Origin of the sequence: Streptomyces sp. NPDC007875 (assembly GCF_042868035.1) — a bacterium.
In the GTDB taxonomy this organism is placed as follows: domain Bacteria; phylum Actinomycetota; class Actinomycetes; order Streptomycetales; family Streptomycetaceae; genus Streptomyces; species Streptomyces antimycoticus.
Genome location: NZ_JBIADZ010000018.1, coordinates 212,735 through 229,248, shown reverse-complemented (window position 1 = coordinate 229,248; position 16,514 = coordinate 212,735). Strand labels below are relative to the sequence as shown.

The window sequence follows — 16,514 nt, the reverse complement described above, 5'->3', positions numbered from 1 at the left end:
CACCCCCCAGGTCATCCCTGCGACAGGGGGGAACAGTCATGCCGGGCCCGGAGGCCAGCGGTCCTCTTGCAGGACCGCGAAGAAGATAACGGGGGGCGCACCCGCGTGCCTTCTCTGCTGGTGGCATGAGGAGACCCGGAGGGCTCCATAGGTAGATGGAACGTTCTATCTACTTCGCTGACCGTACTGCTTGCTTTCGTGATCGTCAATCGACGACTGAATCGCTGGAAGCGGCGGTGGCTAAGGAGTTGGCCAGTAGTGAGTTATCTGTACCCGAGGGATCGAGAGTGCGGTCGTCTCGCCGTTCTGTCGAGAACGGTCGTTCCGGTAGAGTGGTGCAATGACCCCGCCCCAAGCCTCCGCGACAGCGTCTCCGGCCCGAGCCCGGCTCCTGGAGACGGCCTCCGCCATTTTCTACGCCGACGGCATCCGCCATGTCGGCGTGGACCGGATCATCGCCGAGGCTCAGGTCACCCGGGTCACCTTCTACCGCCATTTCCCCAGCAAGGAAGACCTCGTGCTCGCCCATGTCGAGCAACGCGACCAGCAGATCAGGTCGGTGGTGACGGAGGCGTTCCGGACGAGTACCGACCCCGAGGCCCTGCTGCTCATGATGATGGCGGGCATCGGGGCGGAGATCTGCGGGCCGGGCTTCCGTGGCTGCCCGTTCATCAACGCCGCCGCTGAGTACCCGGACCCCGGGCATCCTGTCCGGCGGGCGGTCCAGGCCCACCGGACCTGGTTCCGGCAGACGGTCCTGAACCTCGCGACCGCTGCGGGTTGCACCGACAGCGAGCACACCACCGCGGTGCTCATTCTTCTGCGGGACGGTGCGATGGCTGGGGGAGACCTGGATGATCCGCAATCGGTGCGTGAGCACTTGATGCGGACTGTCTCCGCCGTTCTTGAGGACGGGCGGAAAGCCCGGTAGGGAGGGCCGTGTCCGCCCGGCCGGTTCCTACCTCGCTCTCCCGTTCACCCCAACTGACAGGTCGGAAAATGCAGCAGCCACAGAACGAACTCGGCGCCTTCCTGCGCGCGAACCGTGCCCGCACCGAACCGTCCGACGTGGGTCTGCTCGCAGGTGGTGGCAGCCGGCGAGTCAAGGGTCTGCGGCGGGAAGAGGTGGCTGTGCTCGCCGGCGTGAGCGTCGACTACTACGCGCGCCTGGAACAAGGGCGCGAGCGCCACCCGTCACCGCAGGTGGTCGACGCGGTGGGCCGGGCGATGCACCTGACACCGGACGCGCGAACCCATCTCTTCCGGCTGGCGGGCCTTCACCCCGCACTCACCTCGGCCGCGGACCGCGATCTGGTCCACTCCTCCCTGCTGCACCTGCTGGACGCCTTTCCCGCGGCCGCTGCCTACGTGCTGAGCCCCGCCTTCGACGTACTCGCGAAGAACGCCATCGCCACCGCGCTCCTCGCACCCTTCGACGGCACCTCGAACATGGTCCGGGTGCTGTTCCAGCACCCCCGTGCACGAGAGGTCTTCGTCGAGTGGCCCGTCGTGGCGCGCGCCACGGTGCACGCGCTGCGGCTGCACGCGGGCCGGTTCCCCGACGACCCCGACATCAGCGATCTCGTGGACGAGATGTCGCAGGAATCACCGGACTTCCGGGGGCTGTGGCAGGAGAACGAGGTCGAGAGCATGACCCGCGCGTACAAGGTCTTCGTGCTGCCTGGCGTCGGCCGTATCGAGCTGACGTACCAGACCTTCGACGTCCACGACGCTCCAGGACAGCAGCTTCTGGTCGGTGTTCCCGAGCCCGGCAGTGCGAGCGCCGCGGCGGTCACGTCCCTCGTGGCGCCGGCCGAGCGCGGCGCGACGACCATCGTGTGATGCCCCGCCGAGGCTGCTACGTGGGGGCGAGGGAGCTCTACGCCGCCTCCGATCCACGCGGGACCGCCCCGCTCGCGGCTCCCGGATAGGTTCGTTCCATGATCACCACCTCCGCTCGGCTGCTTCGGTTGGTGTCCTTGCTGTCGAGTAGACCCACCTGGTCCAACGCGGAACTCGCACGGCAACTGGACGTCACCGAACGCACGGTGCGCCGGGACGTCGACAAGCTGCGTGAGCTCGGCTACGGGGTGGAGTCCGTGCCGGGGCCGGGCGGCGGCTACCGCTTCGGTGCGGGCAACCGCATGCCGCCGCTGAACCTGGACGACGACGAGGTCTTCGCCGTGGCCGTGGCGCTCAGGGAAGCCGCACACGGTGCAGCACTCGGCGCCGACCCGGCAGCGCTGTCGGCACTGCTGAAGCTGCGGCAGATCCTCCCCACCCGGATGGCGAGGCGGCTGGCGGGCCTCGACGCCACCGTCGAACACACTCCGCGCTGCGAGACCCCCCGGGCGTCCGCCGACGTGCTGTTGCTCCTGGCCTCCGTCTGCCGGGCGTCCGAGCGCACCACGCTCACCTACCGCGACATGCACGGCACCACCACGGTCCGGTGCGTCGACCCGCACCGCCTCGTGTACACCGGCGCCCACTGGTATTTCGTGGCCCGCGACGTCGGACGATCGGCCTGGCGGACGTTCCGTGCGGACCGGGTCGTGGAGGTCGAATCCACCGGGGAAGTGGTCGAGGTGCTGGACGCCCCGGACGCCGCGCAGCTGGTCTCCGACACCATCACCCGCACCGGATATCCCTTCTTCGCCCGGGTCCGGCTCTCGCTGTCCTACGACGACGCCCGGCGCCTGGTGGCACCCATCGTCGCCACCCATGAACCAGACGGGCCGGACGCGACGGTCATCAGCATCGGCGGGTCCGACCCCGACCAGCTCGCCGGTTACCTCCTCAGCCTGCGCACGCCGCTGGAGGTGCTGTCACCCGACTCCGTTCGCGAGGCACTCCTCGCCCGGCTCGACGTCCTGTACCGCGGCAATGGCGCGGGTCGGCAGGAAGCCGACGAGCAGAAGTGACGATCGGAGTGGCGGTGACGAGGAGAGTAGTGGTGACGATCAGGGGGTCCCAAGCAGCGACCGGTGAAAGACCAGGACCGTAGGTGTCCGGATCTGCTCCTAGCCTGGATGCAAGGCCCACAGCGCCGAGCGCGTCACCGCTCGGGACCGGCCTTTCCCGCAGTCCCACTTCTTACCTGTTCATGGGAGCGCATCATGTCAGCCACCCCCCGCCTGCTGGTCTACGGAGCCACCGGTTACACCGGGAAGCTTGTCGCCGAGCACGCCAAGGAGTCGGGCCTCGACGTCGTCGCGGCCGGCCGCAACCAGGAGCGCGTCAAGGCACTCGGTGAGGAACTGGGCGTTGCAAGCCGCGCTTTCACGGTCGACGACCCCGCACTCCTGCGCGACGCGCTCGATGGCATCACCGTGGTCCTGAACGTCGCCGGCCCCTTCCACCGCACCGCGGCCCCGCTGATGGACGCCTGCATCGACAAGGGTGTGCACTACCTCGACACCACCGCCGAATACGACGTGTTCGCCGCCGCGCGCTCCCGGCACGCCGAGGCCGAGGCCGCCGGCGTGATGGTCATGTCCGGCGCCGGCTGGGACGTCGTGCCCAGCGACTGCGTGGCCGCCCACGTCGCGGCACGCGTCACCGAGCCCATCAGTCTGCGCCTGGCGCTCAAGCTCCTCAGCGCGGCCCCCGAGGAGTCGGAGGGCCTGAACCTCTTCTCCCGAGGGTCGATCGTCAGCGCCACCGAGGGCATCGGTGACCTGGGCGTGCTGGTCCGCAAGGACGGGGACATCGTCGCGCTGCCGGAGCCCAAGGCAGCCTCGTTCGACTTCGGTGACGACGGGCTCGAAGAGTGCGTATCCGTGTCCATGGGCGACCTGATCACCAGTCACTACGCCACGGGCGTCCCCTCGATCGAGGTGTACGTGCAGGTTGGCCAGCCGCTCCCCATCGACCTGGACCTCTCGACGCTGCCCGACGGCCCTACCGCCCAGGAGCGGCAGGTGGGACGCAGCAAGGTCGTAGCCGAGGTCACTGGCCGGGACGGCAGCGTGACCCGGGCCCTGATCGACACACCGACCGGCTACCGGTTCACCCAGCTCTCCTCCGTGGAGATCGGCCGCCGTGTACTGAACGGCTCCTTCACGCCCGGCTTCCAGTCGCCTTCCTCCGCCTATGGCCCCGAACTGGCCCTCGCCGTCGGTGACTCGCAGATCAAGGACCTGTAGGGACACCGCAGGTGATCCGGCCACCTGCGGATCCGAGTGGAACATGGGTGTGTGGCACCCAGGAGGACAGGTCCTTCCTGGCCGGTCGCCGCGCGAACAGACTGAGGGTGTTCGCCCGCCGGGGCGAGCGAATCCCCCTGTCGAAAGGCCACTGCCATGTCTGCTTCCACATCCTCGATCTCCAGCGCCCGACAGATTGAGAACCTCATCGCCCGCTACTCGCACCTCGTCGACGAGGGCGACTTCGCGGAATTCGGCGCACTCTTCGAGAACGCGGAGTTCGTGTCGGGCGAGGTGAGCCTCCGCGGTGGGAAGGCCATAGAGGACCTGATCAGCTCGATGCTGGTCGTGCACGACGACGGGACGCTGCGTACCCGTCACATCACGACGAACATTTTCATCGAGGTGAACGAGGACGACGACAGCGCCGAAGCGCGGTCGTACTACAACATCCTCCAGGCAGTGCCCGGCCTCCTGCCGCTGCAGATGGTGGCGGGCGGGCGCTACCGCGACCGCTTCGAGCGGCGTGAGGGGACGTGGTCCTTCGCCCGGCGGGAGGTCACCATCGACTTCACCGGCGACACCCGCTACCACCTCAAGACCCCGCAGGACGCCTGAAGCGCACCGAAGGGCCGGCTCACGTCGGGCACGCCGACTTCCGGTGCGCCGAGCCGGAAAGAAGTGTGGATGCGCATGCACGTGCCTTCCGTGGTGCCCGTGGGCTCGGCACGAACCCGCAGGAACACCGCGGAGCCACAGGAGAACTCCCTGGGAGAGTTCCTTCGGGCCCGCAGGTCCCGGCTGGCTCCCGCGGACGTCGGCCTGGGCACCGGTGGTCGTCGCCGCCGGGTGGATGGACTGCGCCGGCAGGAGGTGGCGGTCCTGGCACACGTCAGCGCCGACTACTACAGCCGACTGGAGCAAGGCCGGGAGCGACACCCTTCGCCCCCGATCGCCGAATCCCTCGCCCAGGCCCTTCGTCTGCCCCCCGACGCGCGAAGCCACCTGTTCCGTCTCGCCGGACTCAACCCGAACCTGCGTCCCGACACCGCACGCGGACAGGTGCACCCGGAACTACTGCACATCCTCGACGCTTCTCACCAGGCAGCGGCCTACGTACTGAGTCCCAGCTTCGACATCCTGGCGGCCAACGCGCACGCCCAGGCACTGTTGTCCCCCTTCGCCGGCGCCGACGCGGCCGGCACCGATCAGAACCTGCTCCGGATCCTCTTCACGCACCCCGGGGCGCGGACCTACTTCACCGAATGGCCTGTGGCCGCCGCCAGCTCGCTGCACACGCTGCGCCTCAATGCCGTCCGGCTGCCCCAGGACACCGACATCGTGGACCTCGTCACCGGCCTGTCCGCCGGGTCGGCCGACTTCGCAAGGCGCTGGGAGGACGGTGCGGCAATCGGCCTGGACCACGCGTACAGAAGGGTGGTCCACCCAGCAGCCGGGCACATCGAGCTCTCGTACCGCGTCCATGGCGTGGCGGCCGTCCCGGGACAGCACCTGCTGGTCGGAGCTCCCGCCCCGGGAAGTCGCAGCGCCGAGGCCTTCACCTACCTCGCGGCCATGGGCGGACAGCAGCCATGACAACCACGACCACCTACTCGTCTTCCCCCGTACAGGTGGCAGAGAAAAAGATCACCTTGAACACACGTGCGCACATCGGAGTCACCGGACTCGCGGTGATGGGCCGAAATCTGGCCCGCAACTTCGCCCGACACGGCTACACGGTCGCCGTCCACAACCGGACCACGTCGCGTACCAGAGCCCTCATGGAAGAGTTCGGTCACGAGGGCACCTTCGTACCGGCCGAAACCGCCCGGGATTTCGTCGATGCCCTACAGCGCCCCCGCCGCCTCATGATCATGGTGCAGGCGGGCGCCGCCACGGACGCGGTCATCGACGAGTTCGCCCCGCTGCTGGAGTCCGGGGACATGATCATCGATGGTGGGAACGCCCACTTCGCCGACACCCGGCGTCGTGAGACGGCTCTGCGGGCACGCGGTATCCACTTCGTCGGAGCAGGTGTCTCCGGCGGTGAGGAGGGCGCCCTCGACGGGCCGTCCATCATGGTGGGCGGTTCGAAGGAAGCCTACGCCGTCCTAGGCCCCATGTTCGAGAGCATCAGTGCTCATGTCCACGGGGAGGCCTGCAGCACGCATATCGGGTCCGACGACGCCGGTCATTTCGTGAAGATGGTCCACAACGGCATCGAGTACGCCGACATGCAGCTCATCGCCGAAGCCTACGACCTGCTTCGCCAAGTGGCCCAGTACAGTCCGGCCGAGATCGCCGAGATTTTCCGCACCTGGAACAAGGGGCGACTGAACTCCTATCTGATCGAGATCACCGCCGAGGTGCTCTCCCACACGGATGCCGACACCGGCAGGCCCTTCGTCGACGTGGTCGCCGATGCCGCCGGACAGAAAGGCACAGGCCGCTGGACCGTACAGACCGCCCTCGACCTCGCCTCCCCTGTCACGACCATCGCGCAGGCGACCTTCGCACGCGCGGCGTCCGGACAGTCCGCCCTGCGTACCGCATACCGTCCGTTGACCGGCGGCATGCACATACCGAAGAGTCGCTCCGAGGCAGAACGCTTCACGTCACAGGTCGAGCAGGCGCTGTACGCCTCCAAGGTCATCGCGTACGACCAGGGCTTCACCATGATCCAGGACGCCGCGCTCACATACGGCTGGGACATCGACTTCGGAGCAGTGGCCGGCATCTGGCGAGGCGGCTGCATCATCCGCGCCGCCTTCCTCGACCGTATCCGCACGGCGCACAAGGCCGCCCCCGACCTCGTCAGCCTGCTGGCCGAGCCCGCGTTCGCCGAGGAGATCACCGCAGCCCAGGTTCCCTGGCGCGAGGTCGTCGCCACCGCTGCCCGACGTGGTGTCCCCGCTCCCGCGTTCGCCGCGGCACTGTCGTACTACGACACCCTGCGGGCCGACCGGCTGCCCGCCGCGCTGCTGCAGGGCCAGCGGGACTATTTCGGCGCTCACACCTACCGGCGTGTCGACCGGCAGGGCGCCTTCCACACGCACTGGGCGCACCCCGACCGCCCTGAAACAGACGCCTGATCCGGACTGTCACGTCCACAGTCACCGACGGTCTGCCTGGGTGTGGCACACCCACCCTCGCACAACCTCCCTCTTCGGGGCCCTGTCGGCGAGTGTGGAGTCCACGCCCCACCGCGGACCATCGTCCGCATCCGCAGTTCCGAGATTCCGAGAACCCAGAAGGAAACACCATGTCACTCACCTCGTACCGCACCCTTGGCCGCTCGGGGCTCCGCGTGAGCCCTCTCGCCTTCGGCGCGATGAACTTCGACGACGGCAGCTGGGGCTCCGGCCCCGAAACCTCGTTCGGGCTGCTGGACCACTACCTCGACGCCGGTGGCAACTTCGTGGACACCGCGAACATGTACAACGGCGGCGCCTCCGAAGAGACCCTGGGCCGCTACTTCGCCCAGCGTCCCGGCCGCCGTGACCGCGTCGTCCTGGCGACGAAGTTCGGCGGCAGCATGGCGGCCGACGACCCCAACTCCGGCGGTGCCGGCCGCAAGGCGATCCGCGCCCAACTGGACGCATCTCTGCGGCGGTTGAGTACCGACTACATCGACCTCTACTGGATGCACCAGTGGGACCGGCACACTCCCGTCGAGGAGACCCTTTCCACCCTCACCGATCTGGTACGCGCGGGCAAGATCAATGCCATCGGCCTGTCCAACGTGCCCGTCTGGTGGGTCGCCGAGGCTGCTACCACCGCCCGGCTGCGGGAGTGGGAGCCCGTCGCGGCACTCCAGGTCGAGTACTCCCTGCTCGCCCGTAGCGTCGAGGGCGAGACCTTCGGAGCCGCCCGCCGCTTCGGCCTCGGCATCACACCGTGGAGCCCGCTGGCCAGCGGCGTCCTGTCCGGCAAGTACTCGCGCACCACCACCGAGGTGGCCGGGTCCGGGCGCACTGCGTATGCCGCCTCCTACCTGAGCGAACCGACCTACGTCCTCCTCGACGCCCTGCGGGAGATCGCCGACAGCCTCGGTACGACAGTGGCGGCGGTGGCGCTCGCCTGGGTCCGGCAGCGCTCCGAGGTGACGTCCACCCTGGTCGGCGCCCGGACCCAAGAGCAGCTGGCCGCCAATCTCGCCTCGCTCGACATCACGCTCACCGACACGCAGATCACCGAACTGGACAGCCTCACGGCACCCACCCTCGACTACCCGCACAGCATGATCGAGTCCATGGTCGGCTTCCAGCAGGGTGACACCACGGTCAACGGCCTGTCCGCCAAGGCGTTCGTTCGCTGACCTCCCTCAACAGCACTGCGTGACGAGAACGGAACACGCCATGGTCGAGATACTCGAGATCACCATTTTGCGCCCAGCACCGGGCCTCACCGCCGACGACTTCGTCCAAGCGAACGCGGACATCGACGCCTACCTGAAGCGACAGCCCGGCTTCCTGTGGCGACGCATCGTCGAGACCGACGACGGACGCATCATCGACATCGTCGCCTACGACAGCCTGCCGCACGCCCGCGCCGGCGCCGCCGGAATCACCGGCGAGATGGCGGACTCTCCCGTCCATGCCACGATCGACCACGACGGCGTGGACTGGCAGCTCACCACTGCACTGCACCACGTCACATGACGGAGAGACCAGCATGCCGTTCGCCGACGAACTCATCAGCCGCCACACCGTGCAGAATCTCACGCACGCCATTCGGGCCGCCGCTCCGGACGCCACCCTCACGGCACTGCACGCGGCAGCACGGCAGATCGGCCCGCTGCCCCTCAGACAGCGCGCCGACCTGCTGCGCGACGCACTGCTGACAGACCTACCGGGCGATTACGCCACACTCGCCCGGACCGTACGAACAGCCCGCGACAAGGCACCGCAGTTCACCGGATGGCTGATCTGGCCGGTCACCGGCGCGCTCGCCACCCGCGCCGTCCAGGAAGACGAGACCGCCGCCTTCGACGACGCGATGGCGCTTCTCGCCGAGCTCACCGGGCGGCTCTCCTCCGAGTTCGCGATCAGAACACTGCTGCGACACGACCTCGACCGGGCGCTCAACACCATCGTGAGCGACTGGACCCGATCGGCAGACCCCGACGTGCGCAGGCTCGCCTCCGAAGGCACCCGTCCCTACCTCCCCTGGGCGGTACGGGTGCCGCAGATCCTGACCCGTCCCGGAGCGACGGTCCCCATCCTGGACACCCTCTACCGGGACGAGAGCGAATACGTACGCCGCTCGGTCGCCAACCACCTCAACGACCTCAGCCGCGACCATCCCGAGGTCGTCGTCGACACGGCGCGCCGCTGGCTGGACAGTCCTGACGCCACCACGGAGCGCCTGGTGCGGCACGGGCTGCGCACGCTCATCAAGCGCGGCCACCTTGGTGCACTGGAACTGCTCGGTTTCGCTCCCGCGGTCCTGGACGTGGTCGGGCCCCGACTGGACCGGGACGTCGTCCCTCTTGGCGAGAGTGTCCAGCTCACCGCCTCAATCCGCAACGTAGGTGCTTCTGCGGCGCGGCTGACGACCGACTACATCGTGCATCACCGCAAGGCCAACGGAACCCTGACCGGTAAGACCTTCAAACTCGCCACCCGAACCCTCGCACCGGGCGAACAGATGGAGGTGATGCGGGAGCACTCGTTCCGGCCGATCACGACACGCCGCTACTACCCGGGGCGGCACGCAATCTCCCTCCAGATCAACGGAGTCGAGTCCGACCGGGCCGAATTCGAGCTGGCCCCCACGGACACACCGTGACGGGCGGCACGGAGGGAAGCGGGGCGGTCTCCGGGCCCTTGTAGGCGATCACCGGCCATTCACCTCGCATCGTGTGTCACCCGTCTGCCGACAGACCGCATCACCACACCGACAGACCAGGACCAAATTCGTCCGCATCTGCCTCTAGCGTCGTCAGCAACATCGATTTCCCCGGAGGGACCCTCAATGAACGAGACGCCGACACACGACGAGAAGGCCGGCCTCATCGAGGTTGAGGACAGGGCGCTGCAGGTCCGAGCCCAGTACGAGCAGATCGAGCAGCGCGTTTTGGGCCGGACCTGGACACTGCCGGAACTCGCGCTCGGCTTCACGAACGACGCAGCCTACGTCGGGCGCCTGGTGCTGGCCGCCGAGCGCACCTGGGGCATCGACGGTGACGTGGACGCCGAACTGCGGCACAAGCTGGCTGAGTGTCTGTGGTGGGTCTTCGTGCTCGCTGATCGACTCGACGTCGATATGCCGGAAGCCTACGAGGCCACCATGGATCGCATCGGCGACGGCCTGCAACGGACCCTGGAGGGCATGCCCAAGAGCTGACACGCAGATGGTAGTCCAGCCGGGTCTCGGTGTATGCCCAGGTCAACGGCTTGAGCGCGGACCTTCTGGCGGGGTGGCGCCGGCGAGGGGGATTTGCCGGCGAGTCCCGCGAAGAATGACCATGCCTGTGCGTAGTGACAGCGGCAGGTGTTGTCGCCGTGCTTCGAGGTAACGAAGTCGACGGCCCGCCGCAGGTTCCTGATCTGATCAAGAGTCGGTGTCTGGGGCCGGCTCCACGTGGGAATCCGCACCGCGTGGACGACTCGTTCTGACCGTTCGCTGGGCGATACGCACGCCGATGCGCTTGCCCCAGAGCCCTTTGTCCCGCCTTCACGAACATTGCCTGCGCTCTCGTCTGCTACCGCAGACACGCAGACATAGATTGAGATGGCTTCTTGAAGGCCTTCACTATGAGGGCGACGCCCGTACGATCACCGACGCCCTGGCACCGGTCGGCCCAGACAGTTGCGAGCGGGGCCCGGACGTCGTGTCTTGGCGGTCGGAGCGAAAGACTCATTGAGTGGGGGCGGTGTTCGTCAAGATGCTGATCCTCCAGGACTCTGACAGCATGGAGAAATTCCTCGTTGGAAGCGCCCCTTAAGGAGCTCTTCATGCCTGAGTCCGGAGCCATCACCTCCCACCTTGCCGCAGCGGACACACCGGAGCTTGTGCGCGCACCAAAGGGCACATTCCTCTCGGTGGGTGGCTCGGGCCGTCCGGGGACCGAGACTTTCTATCGCAAGATGGCCTTCGTTACCGCCGTGGAGGCGGCCCTCCCCGGCGCGTTGAGGATTTCTCCATCGGATGCATGTGTCATCGAGATTCTCTACTGGTATCCGAAGCAGGCCGAATCTGTCGAGATCGAAGACTTTTACACCGGCAACAGCATCGATCTCCTTGAGTACCGCATCACCACCCGCGTCGCCGACTCAATCACCCATAACGCAGTTGTGGCTGCCCGCCGTGACGCGGCGGGCAGCGCCGACGACCCGGGGGGCGAAGTGGAGTTGTTTACTTTGCCCGAGAGCCTTGTGGTGCAGGTGATGCATCACGGGCCTTTCAAGGACGAGTTCGAAACTCTTGCTCGACTTGGCGCGTTCGCCCGTGAGAGGGGCCTTCGGCGTTCCGGCCCGCATCGAGAGATTCACATCGATCCCTTCACCGCACAGACGCCGCAGGACGCGTTGCGGACCATCTTGCGTGACCCTGTCGCCTGACCTGCGGGCCTCACCAATGACGGCGGTTCGAAGCCCGCAGTAGTCGTGCGTCGTCGCCCCAACCCCTGCCCGCCTCTGACCGTTCGGTGACCTTGCCGGACGGCACTCTTGTCGCCGGACAGAGGCGCCTCAGGTCGTAACCGCCCGGGGCCCACGCCTGGGCGGGGCCCCGGGCTGCCGGTAGCCGGGGCCGTTGCCCTGGTTGGCGGTCTCGGGAAGGCCCAGCAGTGCCGTCCTCCGAAACCAGTGGCTTACCCAGTGTGCGGAAGCAGCTGGTGGCGTTCGCCGCTGCCCCCACACACTGGGCGGCACTCTGTCGAAGAAGTGGGCCGACCTGGGTGCTGCACATCCGCTGTCAGCCGGCGGGCTAGCTTCGAGAGCGTCGGGCGCTGAGACCGAAGAGGGCAACGAGCACAGCGGCGGTACCTAGGCCGGCCGCTGTCCAGAAGGCACCCGCCAGGCCGGGGACGAAGGCGCCGGGCTCGCCGCCGCTCGTGTGGACCGCGACGATGACGGCGATGCCGAGGGAGCCGCCCACCTGCTGAACCATCTGCAGGAACCCGGACATCGACCCGCTGTGCCGGGCAGGCACCCCCTCCATGATCAGCATCGTCCCGGGGGTGAACACGAGGGCGACACCGAGGCTGTGGAGCACCAGGGGGGCCACGACTCCGCCGACGTAGGTGCTGGAGTCGTCCAGGGCGGCGAACCAGATGAAGCTGATGGTGACCAGGGCCGTGCCGAGGACGAGCAACCGACCGGCTCCGAACCGCCGTACGAATGCGGGCACGAACTGCGTGACGATCAGGATGGTGCCTGTCAGGGGCAGGAAGGCGAGGCCGGCGACCAAGGCGCTCATGCCCAGCTCCCGTTGGTAGAACTGCACCAGCGTGAACAGCAGGGAGAAGTGGACCCCCACGGTGAGTCCCATGGCGCCCAGGGCCGTCGCGCGCTTGCGATGACGAACCAGGGAGAGGTCGAGCAGCGGGAGCCTGACGCGCCGCTCGACGGCGACGAACGTGGTGAGCAGGACGAGAGCGAGGACGAAGGTGACCACCGTTCCCGCAGTGGCCCAGCCTGTCTCTGCGGCGTGCACGAAACCGTAGACGAGGGCCAGCGACCCGAGGGTCGCGGTGATCGCTCCCGCCACGTCCACCCGGCCTCCGGTCGGCCGGTCCTCCTTGACGAGCCATTGGACGACGAGAACGACGACGGCCCCGATGAACAAATTGATCAACAGCCCCCACCGCCAGGAGAAGAAGGCGGTCAGCGCGCCACCGACGATCAGGCCGAAGGACGAGCCCACTGCGGAGGCGGCGGTGAACAGGGCCATGTTCCGGCTGCGGGCATGCTCGTCTCGGGCGATGGCGGTGATCAGGGACAGGATGCTCGGTGCCGCGATGGCCGCTCCGACTCCCTGCGCCACCCGGGCGACGACCATGATCGTCGCGTCGGGGGCGAGGCCGGCGGCCAGTGACGCGAGAGCGAACAGCACTGTCCCGATGGTGAAGACCCGGACCCGGCCCAGAACGTCGCCGAGCCTACCGCCGAGCAGCATGAGTCCGCCGAAGGCCAGCGCGTAGGCGTTGGGCACCCATGACAGACCGGCGGGGGAGAAACCGAGATCCTGTTGCAGCTGGGGGAGTGCGACCGTCACCACCTGCGCGTCGAGTTGCAGCATGAGCTGCGTGGCCAGGATGGCGACCGTGGCCAGGGCGACGAAGCGTGGCACGGCCACGGTGGGCACCCTGCGGTGTTCCGTCGGGGCCGGGGATGTATCGGCATCGCTGCCGGTGTGGACGGACATGCCACCTCATAGGGGGATGGGTTGATGAAAAGGCGGAGGGAGGCCGCACGGGCGAGCAGCTGGCACCTGCACGAGGGACGAGGAGTTGCTTCTCGCTCGGCACGGCCGTGTAGTCGAAGCGATGCCGTTAGTGTAACTAGAATGGATACACTTTAGCAATTGTCGACGGCGGACCGAGCTTCGACCGCGAGAGGCTCTGCGTCGTCCGCGACGTATGAAGGGCTTCTCCTCGTGGTGTCACCCGCCCGTGTGGCAGGACCGATACGAAGAGGGGTGAACATGAAGAACTGGATGACCGGATAACACTCGTCACCGGCTGGGGGACGGTTATCGGGCGTGCCATCGCTCGGTGAGCGCTGACGGTGGCAGCCCTGGTATGAGCCTGTACGCAGCATCCAAGTCCGCCGTGCACCGTTCGGCAGCTCCTGGGCACAGGGGTTGGGTGGCCGAGGCGCCCGGGTAAATGGCCTCAGCCCCGGCCCTATCGAGACCGGGGGCTTCCGGGAATCCCAGGGCGAGATCCCGGGGGAGGCTGAGCGCACCGGGAACGCCTGGGCCACGACCCCCTCGGCCGTACGGGGAAGCTGGCAGAGATGCCTCGGCGGCTCTCTTTCTCGCCACCGACGGGAGTTCCTTCGTGACCGGTAGGGAACTTCACGTGGATGGCCGTATGACTATCAGGCGTCCAGCGCGACGGCGGTCGTGCGGCCGACACCTTGGTGTCTCGCGAGCCAGGGGTGATCGCGAGGCAAGCAAAGTCGTCCTACCGGTACGCCAGGAGGAAGCGTCGTACGCCGGGCAGACGGCCACAGTGGCCGCGGCCGAGTGGCGTGACCGCGTGAACGGTCAGCGGGCCCCGGCTGATACGGAGTGGAACGCCAGCGTGTCGCGCAGGACGTCCGCCACGGTGGTGGCCGACAGCGACCGGCAGAGAGCCTCAGTCGCCTCTTGATACACCTGACCCAGGGCGTGCTGGATGCCGAAACCCACGTAGCACTCCGCATTGGGATCCGAGGCGTGCATTCCGAAGATCGGCTCCTCGGGGAGTGCCTGGTAGACGTTGAGAAGGGAAATCTTCTCCGCCGGACGGGCGAGGTTCCAGCCGCCGTTGCGTCCGTGGGTGACCTCTACCAGTCCGGCATCCTTGAGCTGCCCGAGGCAGCGCCGGATGACGACGGCGTTGGTGTTGACGCTGGTCGCGATGCGCTGGGACGTCGCGACCTCTTTGTCGGTGCCGCGCCGGTCGTACGCCAGCCAGGTCAGTATGTGGACGGCCAGGCTCATACGGCTGTTCGCGCTCACGCGGGCTCGCCTCCCTCGGTCGATGCCGGTACTGACTGGCGCTCGCGCACGCTGCCAGCGATACTAAAAACTGTAACAGTTACAGAAAAACCGGGCGCCGCGTGTTCCAGCCGGGTGCATGCCGCTCGGGCGTCCGCGATCGTGCCTCAGGGCATCCGCAGCAAGGCACGTGCCGATGTTGCTCGCGGAGCTGGGTTGCGCCGTTCGTCCCTACTGTGCGGATATCGCCCACGCCCGACAGGGATCACCGGTCAAGCTCCTGGCCGGGGGATCGCTGAGGGAAACGGCGATGCGCTGGGGCGTTGTGTCCCCTTTGTCGGTGCCGCGCCGGTCGCGCGCCAGCCAGGTCAGGATGTGCACGGCCGGACTCATGCGACCTTTCGCGCGCACGCCGCACGCCCCTGACCCCTTTTCCGTAAGGGAGCTCCCCGCTCCGCCAGCGCAGGAATGCGCAACGACCGACGTTGCACCGGTATTGCATGGTCACCGCGCCTGGGCAGCGCGACCGTGCGTGCCTACGGAGGCGGGCAGCTGGGGCGCGCCCATGCATACCACCGTGCGCACTTCCGGCAGGGTTCTGTACGGCCGGAAGCCCGGTTTCGCTGCTGCCCAGTCCGCGGTGAAACGTCCTGCAGGCCGTCTGCTTCCTAGACCTGGGCGAGGCCGCCATCGACGAAGAGTTCGGCACCCGTGGTGAACGAGCTCTGGTCGGAAGCGAGGAAGACGGCGGCGGAGGCCACTTCGTCCACGTGCCCTACCCGCCCCATGGGGATGGAGCTGGCGAAGTTTTCCTTGAGTTCGCGCTGCGCATCGGCGTCGTCGCCCGCGAAGCGCAGGAGACCGGGGGTCTCGACGGGGCCGGGGCTGATCGAGTTGACGCGAATCTTGCGTCCCGCCAGCTCGGCTGCCCAAGACCGGGCGAAGTTGCGCGCAGCCGCCTTGGTGGCGCTGTAGACGCTCATCGCCGGAATGCCCTGGGAGGCATTGGTCGAGGAGGTGAGGATGACAGAGGCACCCTCGGGAAGGAGCGGGAGCGCCTTCTGCACAGTGAAGAACATGCCCTTGACGTTGATGTCGAACGTTCGCTCGTACTCCTCCTCTGTCACGTCTGCGAACTCTGTGACACCGCCCACTCCTGCGTTCGCGAACAGCACATCGAGCCGTCCGCTGCGCTCCCTGATGGTCGCGTACAGGGCGTCGAGATCATCGAGCCTGGACACGTCGCTCCGCACGCCCACGGCGTCCGCGCCGATCGCTGCCACAGCGGCATCGAGCTCGGACTTGCGGCGCCCCGTGATGTAGACGGTGGCGCCTTCCCGTGCGAAACGCTGGGCCGCGCCCAGGCCGATACCAGTGGTGCCGCCCGTGACCAGGGCGATCTTTCCGTCAAGCTGTCCCATTGCCCACTCCTTGGAGAATTGCTCTGAGGCTGGCCCTGCAGGCTGCGGGGAGCCCGCCACCTCCAGTGAAGGACGCCGGAGGTGCTGCACCAGCCGCTCAAATAAAATATAACAGCTTTGATTACACTTTGCTGTGAGTGTCGGTGGCGACCCGCATCAGCGGTGTGCCGCCGCCGCCCCCACCTCGCCGCACTGCCACGCCGTGGTGCCGCGACGCGGCCTTGTGGCGGCCCGGGGACAGACCGCAAAGCGAGCGGGCCGCGCCGAACGACGGCAGGCTCGGGCCCGCCCGTGT

The 16,514-nt window shown here is 67.6% G+C and carries 15 protein-coding genes; 12 read left to right on the top strand and 3 right to left on the bottom strand.

Annotation, left to right across the window (positions count from 1 at the left end; all coding sequences use genetic code 11):
- Positions 1–340: 340 nt before the first annotated feature.
- The 12 genes from ACFYOY_RS32115 to ACFYOY_RS32060 all read left to right on the top strand — a co-directional run bounded on the left by ACFYOY_RS32115 (position 341) and on the right by ACFYOY_RS32060 (position 11,710).
- On the top strand, positions 341–931 hold the full coding sequence (locus ACFYOY_RS32115) for a TetR/AcrR family transcriptional regulator (RefSeq protein WP_224351758.1): 591 nt from the start codon (positions 341–343) through the stop codon (positions 929–931).
- Between the two features lie 68 nt (positions 932–999).
- Positions 1,000–1,842 carry a helix-turn-helix transcriptional regulator gene (locus ACFYOY_RS32110; protein ID WP_388590996.1) on the top strand — a complete coding sequence of 281 codons (843 nt, stop codon included), beginning with the start codon at positions 1,000–1,002 and terminating at the stop codon, positions 1,840–1,842.
- A gap of 98 nt (positions 1,843–1,940) precedes the next feature.
- The gene (locus ACFYOY_RS32105) at positions 1,941–2,921 is read left to right on the top strand and encodes a helix-turn-helix transcriptional regulator (RefSeq protein ID WP_388590994.1); all 981 of its coding nucleotides are present in this window, start codon (positions 1,941–1,943) and stop codon (positions 2,919–2,921) included.
- A 195-nt stretch (positions 2,922–3,116) separates the two neighbouring features.
- On the top strand, positions 3,117–4,145 hold the full coding sequence (locus ACFYOY_RS32100) for a saccharopine dehydrogenase family protein (RefSeq protein WP_388590992.1): 1,029 nt from the start codon (positions 3,117–3,119) through the stop codon (positions 4,143–4,145).
- 156 nt (positions 4,146–4,301) lie between these two features.
- Positions 4,302–4,763, top strand: a complete 462-nt coding sequence (locus ACFYOY_RS32095) for a nuclear transport factor 2 family protein (RefSeq protein ID WP_388590990.1) — start codon at positions 4,302–4,304, stop codon at positions 4,761–4,763.
- A gap of 75 nt (positions 4,764–4,838) precedes the next feature.
- Positions 4,839–5,741: a helix-turn-helix transcriptional regulator gene (locus ACFYOY_RS32090; RefSeq protein WP_388590988.1), complete on the top strand. Its 903-nt coding sequence runs from the start codon at positions 4,839–4,841 to the stop codon at positions 5,739–5,741.
- 56 nt (positions 5,742–5,797) lie between these two features.
- Positions 5,798–7,237 carry an NADP-dependent phosphogluconate dehydrogenase gene (gene gndA / locus ACFYOY_RS32085; RefSeq protein WP_388590986.1) on the top strand — a complete coding sequence of 480 codons (1,440 nt, stop codon included), beginning with the start codon at positions 5,798–5,800 and terminating at the stop codon, positions 7,235–7,237.
- Between the two features lie 170 nt (positions 7,238–7,407).
- Complete coding sequence (locus ACFYOY_RS32080; protein ID WP_388590984.1) at positions 7,408–8,463, top strand: aldo/keto reductase; 1,056 nt, start codon at positions 7,408–7,410, stop codon at positions 8,461–8,463.
- A 40-nt stretch (positions 8,464–8,503) separates the two neighbouring features.
- Complete coding sequence (locus ACFYOY_RS32075; RefSeq protein WP_388590982.1) at positions 8,504–8,806, top strand: hypothetical protein; 303 nt, start codon at positions 8,504–8,506, stop codon at positions 8,804–8,806.
- Between the two features lie 13 nt (positions 8,807–8,819).
- Positions 8,820–9,935 (top strand): DNA alkylation repair protein, encoded by a 1,116-nt coding sequence (locus ACFYOY_RS32070; RefSeq protein ID WP_388590980.1) that lies wholly within the window; start codon positions 8,820–8,822, stop codon positions 9,933–9,935.
- A gap of 186 nt (positions 9,936–10,121) precedes the next feature.
- On the top strand, positions 10,122–10,493 hold the full coding sequence (locus ACFYOY_RS32065; RefSeq protein ID WP_388590978.1) for a hypothetical protein: 372 nt from the start codon (positions 10,122–10,124) through the stop codon (positions 10,491–10,493).
- Positions 10,494–11,104: 611 nt separating this feature from the next.
- On the top strand, positions 11,105–11,710 hold the full coding sequence (locus ACFYOY_RS32060; protein WP_388590976.1) for a GyrI-like domain-containing protein: 606 nt from the start codon (positions 11,105–11,107) through the stop codon (positions 11,708–11,710).
- A 367-nt stretch (positions 11,711–12,077) separates the two neighbouring features.
- Here ACFYOY_RS32060 and ACFYOY_RS32055 read toward each other — a convergent pair whose 3' ends face one another.
- From ACFYOY_RS32055 to ACFYOY_RS32045, 3 genes are all read right to left on the bottom strand, one after another.
- Entirely contained in the window at positions 12,078–13,517 is a 1,440-nt protein-coding gene (locus tag ACFYOY_RS32055) for an MFS transporter (RefSeq protein WP_388590974.1), read from the bottom strand.
- A gap of 846 nt (positions 13,518–14,363) precedes the next feature.
- Positions 14,364–14,819: an Rrf2 family transcriptional regulator gene (locus tag ACFYOY_RS32050; RefSeq protein WP_388590972.1), complete on the bottom strand. Its 456-nt coding sequence runs from the start codon at positions 14,817–14,819 to the stop codon at positions 14,364–14,366.
- A gap of 647 nt (positions 14,820–15,466) precedes the next feature.
- Positions 15,467–16,219: a glucose 1-dehydrogenase gene (locus ACFYOY_RS32045; RefSeq protein ID WP_388590970.1), complete on the bottom strand. Its 753-nt coding sequence runs from the start codon at positions 16,217–16,219 to the stop codon at positions 15,467–15,469.
- Between the last annotated feature and the right edge of the window lie 295 nt (positions 16,220–16,514).